We start from the raw sequence: 8,390 nt of genomic DNA, 5'->3' as shown, positions 1-8,390 counted from the left end.
GTGGGGTGTGGGGTGTGGGGTTTTACCAGTTTTGAGGTGGCCAATTACCTAATTTTCAGGGAAAAAGTGCCTAAATTTCCCCCCGATCACTCCCATATCCAGTACTTTTTGATTGACAAAAGGTCTAAAAGTCTTACCCAAAAAGGTTTTTAGATTTATTCAGCAAGCCCTAGTTAGCTAAAAAACATTTATAGCGTTTTTCAGTCTGCTGAGGTACAAAAGTTATTGGTTTTAGGCAAAAGGGAAGAAAAATATGTGTACCTCACTAGCTTAGGAAACGCTATAAGAGAACGTTCGTAAATTAATGTAAAGAAGATGGATTGTTTCTCGCCGCTCCCCGATACCTTTTAAACAGGATTTATTTTAATACATCTGTGCTACTAGGGCGCAGAATCTGCGCCCTAGATACCTTACTATCTTAGCGGGTTAGGGCCGCGCCTCTTGCGTATAAAGTGCGGGCGTAATCGGTCCAAGTACCCTGGCCCCAATAACGGAAACAACTGGTTTGCACGAGCAAATTATAAAGCAGTGCCTCCAGATAATCCGGCCGTCGGGTGAAGCTAGGATCCGCCTGTACTAAAGGATCATATTTCTCGTGGAATTGAGCGCTTAATTGGTTCATCGGTTCGAGGACATTTTCGTAACCGCGCACCCAACTGAGATCATTTGTCCAAGATGCCCCATCCATGCTAAAACGGTGGTCGGTCTGTTTTAACTCAGCGATCGCCTGTTCCACTGCTTCCGGGGTAGCGGCATCCGGATTAACTCGCTGCCAGATTTTATGCTGGTGTACGGCTTGAATTGGGGGATAATCTTGGGGATTAACGCCAGCAGCCTCGATTAACTCCAGATATTCCGTGCCGTTAAATCCTGCCACACTGGAACCCCCCTGCATTTCCCGCCAAGGATTGGGAAAATCGCGAGGAAATTCATTCATCATCACGCCACCGTTTTCACCGTCGGCAATCTGGGAACCTAGGGAAGGAACCCAAACGCCGCCGATTTGCTGTTTACCTCGGCATTTAGCCTCGTGGTAGGGTTGCATTTGGGCAACTAATTTGGTGTCGGAACCCTGGGTTTTAATCAAAGCAGTAATCGCAATCACTTCCCCGCGAGAATTACGGGCCACCAGGCGATTAGGAATATATTTTTGTTCCTGACTCAATCCCGAACCGTCGAGATTTTCCACCGAGTGTTCCTGTACCAATAACCAACGATAGCCGCATTCTTTCAGAGCTTTAATATACTCGTAGAGGGTATCGGGATGGTTAGGAAGGTGCATTTCCGGGGGAGAGAACCCTTTGACTCGTTTCAGAGCATCCGGGCCAAAAATCGAGGCAAAATAGGTTTGCCATGCTTGCATCTGTAATTTGAGATCGGGAATCGGTGTGGAAGGAGCCACCGCATGACTCCACATCGTCCCCAACCATTCCACATAGGGTTGATATTGACTGTTACAGGTGATTAATTTGAGTTTATCGAGGATATCCTGCCGTCCCATCTGCACCAAACCCCAGAGGAGATTGCCGGAATAATCGAGCATAATCCGGGGATTACAGCCTTCCGCCACCAATTCCGGGATAAAATCGCCCATGCGACTGTAACACCAGGCAAAAACGCTGGCATTATGGTTATCGCCATCCCCTTGATTCTCGAACATATGCTGGAGATTGCAGATTAATTCCCCGTTAACACCCGCCGGGATAGTGGGTTGGTGCATATGCAAGGCACAGGCAAAACCAGCCTTAATATTGTCTAATTTGAGATTTGTTGTCGGTAAAAAGATCGGATCATCGTGATTGACAATCGCTGCGATTTCCTGTTCCCAACCGCAAATAGTTGGTAGTCCGGGGCGTATTTCCGTGATAGGGTTCGATTTCGATGATACGGGTGTAGCGATCATAATTTTTCAGGCGAATAGATTGAGAGAGTTTGTCCCCACTCTCCCAGGGACAACTTTTTTTTACTGGCAACAGGTCACTCCTGACTGTTCACTGCTAACTGAGCTAAGAGTGCGGACTTGATCCTATCCCATTTATACTGGGAGTAACCCCCTCCAGACACAAGCCTTCGTAACTCGTTAAAAATCAAGATGATTCTTTACTGAACTTAACCGATCCTCGCACTATGATACAAACAACTATCCGCCCTTTTACCTGTAACTTTTAACCATGTTCTCGGCGACTACCGAAATTCTTGTTATCCTCTTCCTCATCCTCCTCAATGGAGTCTTTGCTCTCTCGGAAATTGCCATTGTCTCGGCCCGCAAAATCCGTTTGGAACAATTAGCCAGAGATGATCGACGGGCGGCGGTGGCCTTAAAATTGGCCAATGATCCCAATCAAATTTTATCGACGGTGCAGATTGGCATTACCCTCGTGGGTATCTTTGCCGGGGCCTACGGAGGAGCTAATTTATCGGTCAGTGTGGCGCAATTATTGGCGCAAGTTCCTGTTTTAGCCCCCTACAGTCAAGCTTTGGGATTAGGATTAGTGGTGTTAATTATTACCTATCTATCCCTAGTGGTGGGGGAATTAGTGCCGAAACGGTTAGGTTTAAGTAATCCTGAAAAAATCGCTATCCTCGTTGCTGATCCTCTGAATAGGTTATCCAAAATTGTTTCGCCCGTTGTCCATCTTTTGAGTCAATCGACTAATCTGATTCTCGGTTTGTTGGGGATTAGCGGTAATAATAATGATTCCCCCATTACGGAAGAAGAATTGAAAATTATGCTTAAACAGGGAACCGAAGCGGGAACCTTTGAGGAAGCAGAACAGGATATGGTGGAAAGGGTGTTAGGATTGAGCGATCGCCGAGTAAGTCAGATTATGACCACGCGTCCGGATGTTGTTTGGTTAGATTTGGAAGATAGTGCCGAAATTAACCGCCAGAAGCTAATTGAGAGCAATCATACCCGTTTTCCTGTGTGTCAGGGCAGTTTAGATGAGGTTTTGGGGGTAATTGAAGTCACAGACTTATTAGCGGATTGTTTAACCGGTGAAAGTTTCGACCTAACGAAGGATTTACAGCAGCCGCTTTTTGTGCCGGAAAGCACTAGGGGTTTAAAGGTTTTAGAATTGGTGCAGCAAAGTGGTCATCATATTGCCTTGGTAGTGGATGAGTACGGGGTGATTCAAGGATTGGTGACGCGTCAGGATATTTTAGAGGCAATTGTCGGCGATTTACCCCAATTAGATAATATTGAAGATGCTCAGATCGTGCAGCGGGAAGATGGTTCTTGGTTGATCGATGGCACAGTGGCGATCGAAGATTTTAAAGAATTATTTGAAATCAGTGAATTACCGGGGGAAAAACAGGGGAATTATCACACTCTAGGGGGTTTTATTATTACCCATCTTGGTAGGATTCCGGGGGCTGCCGATCATTTTGAATGGCAAAGGTTGCGTTTGGAAGTGGTGGATATGGACGGTAATCGCGTCGATAAGGTGTTAGTTACGCTATTGTTGGATGATTTGTAAGTACCTAAGCAAAATTAATTACACATATCTAACCACCTCTTGCCTTTTGCCTTTTGCCTTTTGCCTTTCTTCACTAGGAAATTTATTTTGCACGACTACTTAAGTAATTGTTAGTAAATATCTAGATTGTTTTAAGCTTGTGAAGACCGATACAATTTTTTATCAACTCTTGCAAACTTTTCCGGGGTTAATTTTTGAATTACTGGGAGAATCAACCCAGAAAGCTGAAAATTATCAATTCTCCTCCCGAGAAATCAAAGAATTAGCTCGTCGTTTTGACGGTATTTTTTTACCGACCACAGCAGCACCGGAACTAATTATTTACTTTGTTGAAGTGCAATTTCAGGATAAAAGTGATTTTTATTGGCGGTTTTTAACAGAAATTGTCATCTATCTCAATCAGTATAAACCCGTTCAGGATTGGATAGCTGTCGCTTTATTTGCCTCCAGGGATCTGGATAATAACTTTCCCTATCAACTGCGGGGATTTGAGATAACGGGACAGATCAGACGTATTTATTTAGATGAATTAATCGATAATCTCGATCCGTCTCTGGGTTTAGGAATTATTCAGTTAATTGTCGCTACACCCCAATTAGCACAGCAACGAGGGAAACCACTTTTAGAAAAAGCGATCGCTGAAATTGATGATCTAGTTTTCCAGCAAAAAGTTATAGAATTAATTGAAAGAACCTTAGCCTATAAATTTACTAATCTTAGTCGCACGGAGTTAGAAGCTATGTTCGGATTAGATGATCTCAGACAGACTCGACTTTATCAAGAAGCTAAACAAGAAGGTCGTGAAGAAGGTCGTGAAGAAGCTAAAACTGAAGCGATCGCTGGTTTACTAGCTTTAGGTTTAAGTATAGAACAGATTGCCACTGCTTTGCAATTAGAATCTACCAAAGTACAAGAGACGGCAGCAAGATTATCCCCCCCAAATTAGAAGGGTAAATTATCAAGTTTCTCCCCGATTTTACCCTATTCATTCATATTACGATAGGTAGCCACTGCCGAGGGAGAAATGCGATTAAGATAACGGAAAATCCAATATTTTAGGACTGTATCCAAGATAACGGGAAAAGTGGCGATAAAGAGAAAATTAAACTGGCGATTTTCCGGTAAACCGAAATGACGACTTAATCCTTCTAGGATAACTTCCCAACCGTGGGGAGAGTGGAAACCGACAAATATATCGGTAAAGAGAATAATTAAAAAAGCTTTAGCTGAATCGCTAAGATTATAGAGAATGCCATCCAGAAAAGACTTGACAATCTCGATTTCCCGACGACTAAAAGCGATAACAAAACCAAAGGCAATCAGGGAACAAATATCGGCGAAAATATTAGCGATCGCATTTAAACCTCGTTGGCGAAATTCTTCACTTAGTACCGCTGCTTTTTTAGTAATTTCTCCCTCGATTTCTTCGTTAGATAATTTGGGTGCTAAACCAATCATACCTCGAAAATGTAAAGCTTCCTCAAATCTTCTCAATTCCGAAAAAGCTTCTTCTTCTAAATCCTGATTGATAAAAATAAACTGTTCCTGTTGTTGAAAATATTTATTAACCAAGGGGGTAATCAGGAAAGTTTTGGTTAATTGCTGGGTTAATAAAGGAACAATAATTAACAGTAAAATAAACTTGAGGGAAATGGCTGTTTTATAACGAGAATTGCGAAATTTCTTTAAAACTGCCTCCTCCGATTCCTCCGCTTGGGGATCAATTTCCTGTTTAATGCGATTAAAAGTATTGACAAAAGAACGGGGTAAAACCCCTGGTTTTTCCGTAGCTTTTTGGGATTTATTGCTTTTGATTATTTCCTCATCTTCAATACTACCCGCTGCTAAAAAAGAGCGATTTCTAGAAGTCTTGTTTTTCGCTGTTTCCTGCTCAAAATTTCTGTTCTGGAGACTTTTGGGAACATCTTGCAGCTCTTCTTGCCAATAGTTATCTTGATATTTCCCGATAATACTATCGATAAACTGAAGTTTTTTCAGACAAACATCTGTGGTGACAGTAATCACCCCATTATTAATTGTCGGTTGATTTGGTCCGAAGGTATTAACGATCGAGCGACTAGCTTTAAACTCCGTCAGTCTGACTTTAATTTTTTGCAGATAACCTTTAACTTCTGCGATAAAATAGGAATTAGTGCTGCTGCCATAATTTGAGAATTCATTCGCCACTTTTCGTCCTTGAAAATGCTTGTCTTCTATCTCCTTAATCTTCAAAGCTGCGTGATAAGCCTCATCTAAAGAACGTTCAGGAGTTTGTAATAACCATTGATTAACACCTTGCAAAATCCGATTAAGATTCATAGGAAACAATTACTTCCACAAGGGAGAAAAGCTAGAGTACCGATCAGTTATCTTAACAAATACAATCGAGAAAAAACGATGTCAATCATACCAATTTGGATCGAAGGTGGCACGCGATCGGGAAAAACCACCGCTTTAGTCGGCGAATTCCAGCGCTGGGTGTCTCGCGATCACTCAAAATCATCCCCCCTTCCTCGATCGATCTTAGTTTTCGCTGCCAACGATGATAATAAACGGGAATTAGCCGATCGATTAGCCATTGCTGTTAGGGGTAGCTATCCGATTCTCTGCAAAACCCCTTTAGGTTTTCTCACCGATGAAGTCATTCTGTTTTGGCCGTTAATTTTCGAGTTTTTGGGGCTAAAAGCGCAATTTCCCCGCCGATTACGCCCAGAAACGGAGCAGGAACTCGCCACCCGTCTCTGGCAACCAGCAATCGCCGAATTCTTCCAGCTTACTAGCATAAATGAATATCGTTTCGTGCGTCAAGTTCTCGACTTGTTACAATTAGCTGGCGCTAGTGGTGTTCCCGCAGAAAAGATACCCGAAAGATTAGCCGAAGGATTATCAGAAACAGATTTAAAACGAGTTTTAGCGATTAATGAGCAGGAAATACCAGAAAAAGTGGGAGAATTAATCATTCAATGGCGTGATTGGTCTCTAGAACGTGGTTTATTAAGTTATGGTATCATCTACGAACTCTATTGGCGCTATTTATTTCCTGATATTCGTTATCAACAGCAACTATTAAAACGCTTCCGGGGAGTTTTTGCGGACGATGTGGACGATTATCCGGCTATTGCCAAGGATTTACTCAGTTTTTTCCTCGATCACGATTGTTTTAGCGTTTTTACCTACAATCCCCAGGGAAAAATTCGCTTAGGATTAACTGCCGATCCCGATTATCTGCACGAATTAGAGAAACGCTGTCAAATTATGCCATTATCCACCACTGAGGGGTTAGCTGCTCAGTTTAGCGAGACGATTCTCTCCTTAATCAGCGACGGTGACTATCTTGGCAATCTTCCCGATCAATTCATCTCCCTGCAAACCACCTCTCGCGCTGAATTGTTACGGAAGACAGCCACAGCTATTATTCAAGCAGTCAAGCAAGGATCAGTAAAACCCGAAGAAATCGCCGTTATTGCTCCCGGTTTAGACGAAATCGCCCGTTATAGCCTGATGGAAATTTTAACCGGTGCCGGGATAGCCGTTCAACCCCTGAACGAACAACGACCCCTGATCAGTTGTCCTCTGATTCGGGCATTATTGACCCTTCTCGCCCTTGTTTATGAAAATTTGGGGCGTTTAGCCCCCCAAGAGGCCATAGCGGAAATGCTGGTGATTTTTAGCCGTTATCGCTGGGATGAAGAAGAAAATTTAATTCCCGATATCGATCCGGTTCGCGCTGGATTAATTGCCGATCATTGTTATCAAGTGGATCTGGAAAATCCCCGTTTATTAGCGATCGAAACTTTTCCCCGTTGGGATCGCTTAGGACAAAAAGCTTGTACTGCCTACGAAAGAATTTGTCACTGGATCGAAGGGATGAAAAAACGGCAGCAGGAAGCCAAACTTTTCCCGATTTTTGTCTTAAATCAAGCGATCGAACAATTATTAAACGATGGGGAAAATTTGCCCTTCGATCACTTGGCAGCTTTGCGAGAATTAATGGAAACTGCCCAACATTTTTGGGAGATCGATCGCCGTTTGCGTGAGAGTGAACCATCTTTCCAAAGTCCCAGCGAAACTATTAGTCAGTTTATCCAACTTTTGCGCCGTGGTACAATTACTGCTAATCCCTATCCTGTGCGACAATTTATTAAATCTTCCTCAGCAGTTACCCTAGGCAATATCTTTCAATATCGTTCTTTTCGTTCTAGTCATCGTTGGCATTTTTGGCTAGATTGTTCCTCCCCACTCTGGGAACAAGGAGGTGCTGCCACTCTTTTTGCTGCGCCAATTTTTTGGCGAAAAAGTCCCTATCAACGCTGGACAACGGAAGCAGAATTAGAGGAAAATCAGTCCCGTTTACAGAGAGTTTTAAGGGATTTATTAGCAAGGGTAAGCGAAAAAGTTATACTCTGTCACAGTGATTTAGGAGTATCGGGAACCGATCAAACTGGACAACTTTTATCCTTAGTACAAGCGGCAAAAGAATATGATTAAGCACTAGAAAAAAATTAACTTCTTGGTTAGGAGAGGCAATAGGCAATAGGCAAAGGGGGGGTTAGATATGTGTAATTAATTTTGCTTAGGTACTTAGTAAAAGGATTGGGGGAGATTCAGCTAATCTAAGGATAGGCGGTTAAGATGCGTCTGAGCTTATAACCTAATTTGGTCTTGACGACCGGCCAAGCTCTTGACTATCTAAGTAGGTAGGCGTTAAAAGTTGTCAGATGCCCCCCTTATTAAGCTATCCCTTATAGGGATCTTTCTTAACAATTTTTTCAGTAAGCACTCCAACCCTTATCCTGACTTGATTTCAGTTTTTTCTTTGTCAGTAAGGGTGTCAACAAGGAATATTACAGATTGTTAACCGAGTCTTGAAAGCCATGTGCGACAAAGGTTTGAAATGTTAAGAAAGATGTG

Annotated in this window: 5 protein-coding genes; 3 read left to right on the top strand and 2 right to left on the bottom strand. The window is 42.7% G+C overall.

What is annotated here, in order from left to right; genetic code table 11:
- Positions 1-418: 418 nt before the first annotated feature.
- Positions 419-1,903, bottom strand: a complete 1,485-nt coding sequence (locus IM496_RS06335) for a polysaccharide deacetylase family protein (protein WP_104398228.1) — start codon at positions 1,901-1,903, stop codon at positions 419-421.
- Positions 1,904-2,171: 268 nt separating this feature from the next.
- On the opposite strand from IM496_RS06335, the gene IM496_RS06330 reads away from it, so the two are divergent.
- Positions 2,172-3,479 (top strand): hemolysin family protein, encoded by a 1,308-nt coding sequence (locus tag IM496_RS06330; protein ID WP_110578839.1) that lies wholly within the window; start codon positions 2,172-2,174, stop codon positions 3,477-3,479.
- A gap of 139 nt (positions 3,480-3,618) precedes the next feature.
- Positions 3,619-4,425: an Rpn family recombination-promoting nuclease/putative transposase gene (locus tag IM496_RS06325; RefSeq protein WP_287661569.1), complete on the top strand. Its 807-nt coding sequence runs from the start codon at positions 3,619-3,621 to the stop codon at positions 4,423-4,425.
- Between the two features lie 35 nt (positions 4,426-4,460).
- Here the strand turns inward: IM496_RS06325 and IM496_RS06320 are convergent, their stop codons facing one another.
- Complete coding sequence (locus IM496_RS06320; RefSeq protein WP_194015113.1) at positions 4,461-5,798, bottom strand: proton extrusion protein PcxA; 1,338 nt, start codon at positions 5,796-5,798, stop codon at positions 4,461-4,463.
- Between the two features lie 78 nt (positions 5,799-5,876).
- Between IM496_RS06320 and IM496_RS06315 the strand changes: the two genes are divergently transcribed.
- Entirely contained in the window at positions 5,877-7,967 is a 2,091-nt protein-coding gene (locus IM496_RS06315; protein WP_287661568.1) for a PD-(D/E)XK nuclease family protein, read from the top strand.
- Positions 7,968-8,390 lie beyond the last annotated feature (423 nt).

Source organism: Microcystis sp. M049S2 (assembly GCF_020245625.1).
In the GTDB taxonomy this organism is placed as follows: Bacteria; Cyanobacteriota; Cyanobacteriia; order Cyanobacteriales; family Microcystaceae; genus Microcystis; species Microcystis ichthyoblabe_A.
This window is presented reverse-complemented; position numbering and strand designations above follow the sequence as displayed.